The sequence below is a fragment of the Acinetobacter sp. KAM396 genome (assembly GCF_021602765.1).
GTDB lineage: Bacteria > Pseudomonadota > Gammaproteobacteria > Pseudomonadales > Moraxellaceae > Acinetobacter > Acinetobacter towneri_A.
This window is the reverse complement of the sequence record NZ_BPPH01000078.1, coordinates 1-1,786: the sequence shown is the minus strand read 5'-3', so window position 1 is coordinate 1,786 and position 1,786 is coordinate 1. Positions and strand designations below refer to the sequence as shown.

The 1,786-nt window shown below is 51.2% G+C and carries 1 tRNA gene and 1 rRNA gene; both read right to left on the bottom strand.

What is annotated here, in order from left to right:
- Positions 1-3: 3 nt before the first annotated feature.
- Positions 4-80, bottom strand: a tRNA-Ile gene (locus tag L6C30_RS14520).
- Between the two features lie 158 nt (positions 81-238).
- A 16S ribosomal RNA gene (locus L6C30_RS14515) occupies positions 239-1,777 on the bottom strand.
- Positions 1,778-1,786: the final 9 nt, after the last annotated feature.

Genomic DNA, 1,786 nt, shown 5'->3' with positions numbered 1-1,786 from the left:
TCATGGTGGGTCTGACAAGACTTGAACTTGTGACCCCACGCTTATCAAGCGTGTGCTCTAACCAACTGAGCTACAGACCCTGAGAAAAATCAAAGCATCGCTTTGTATTTTTCGCAAGACAAACGCAGTGCGTAGTATCTGCTACTCAATCCAATTCGAAAACCTCGAATTATCTTTTAAGACACATCGTCATGAAGAACAACTTGTTGTGGATTCTTACCAATCGTCAATCTTTCGTTAAGGAGGTGATCCAGCCGCAGGTTCCCCTACGGCTACCTTGTTACGACTTCACCCCAGTCATCGGCCACACCGTGGTAAGCGTCCTCCTTGCGGTTAGACTACCTACTTCTGGTGCAACAAACTCCCATGGTGTGACGGGCGGTGTGTACAAGGCCCGGGAACGTATTCACCGCGGCATTCTGATCCGCGATTACTAGCGATTCCGACTTCACGCAGTCGAGTTGCAGACTGCGATCCGGACTACGATCGGCTTTTTGAGATTAGCATCACATCGCTGTGTAGCAACCCTTTGTACCGACCATTGTAGCACGTGTGTAGCCCTGGCCGTAAGGGCCATGATGACTTGACGTCGTCCCCGCCTTCCTCCAGTTTGTCACTGGCAGTATCCTTAAAGTTCCCATCCGAAATGCTGGCAAGTAAGGAAAAGGGTTGCGCTCGTTGCGGGACTTAACCCAACATCTCACGACACGAGCTGACGACAGCCATGCAGCACCTGTATGTAGATTCCCGAAGGCACCAATCCATCTCTGGAAAGTCTCTACTATGTCAAGGCCAGGTAAGGTTCTTCGCGTTGCATCGAATTAAACCACATGCTCCACCGCTTGTGCGGGCCCCCGTCAATTCATTTGAGTTTTAGTCTTGCGACCGTACTCCCCAGGCGGTCTACTTATCGCGTTAGCTGCGCCACTAAAGGATCAAATCCCCCAACGGCTAGTAGACATCGTTTACGGCATGGACTACCAGGGTATCTAATCCTGTTTGCTCCCCATGCTTTCGCACCTCAGTGTCAGTATTAGGCCAGATGGCTGCCTTCGCCATCGGTATTCCTCCAGATCTCTACGCATTTCACCGCTACACCTGGAATTCTACCATCCTCTCCCATACTCTAGCTAACCAGTATCGAATGCAATTCCCAAGTTAAGCTCGGGGATTTCACATTTGACTTAATTAACCACCTACGCGCGCTTTACGCCCAGTAAATCCGATTAACGCTCGCACCCTCTGTATTACCGCGGCTGCTGGCACAGAGTTAGCCGGTGCTTATTCTGCGAGTAACGTCCACTTATCCCAGGTATTAACCAGGTAAGCCTCCTCCTCGCTTAAAGTGCTTTACAACCAAAAGGCCTTCTTCACACACGCGGCATGGCTGGATCAGGGTTCCCCCCATTGTCCAATATTCCCCACTGCTGCCTCCCGTAGGAGTCTGGGCCGTGTCTCAGTCCCAGTGTGGCGGATCATCCTCTCAGACCCGCTACAGATCGTCGCCTTGGTAGGCCTTTACCCCACCAACTAGCTAATCCGACTTAGGCTCATCTATTAGCGCAAGGTCACAAGTGATCCCCTGCTTTCTCCCGTAGGACGTATGCGGTATTAGCATCCCTTTCGGAATGTTGTCCCCCACTAATAGGCAGATTCCTAAGCTTTACTCACCCGTCCGCCGCTAGCTCAGTTACCGAAGCAACCTCGCCCGCTCGACTTGCATGTGTTAAGCCTGCCGCCAGCGTTCAATCTGAGCCATGATCAAACTCTTCAGTTAAAATCATTT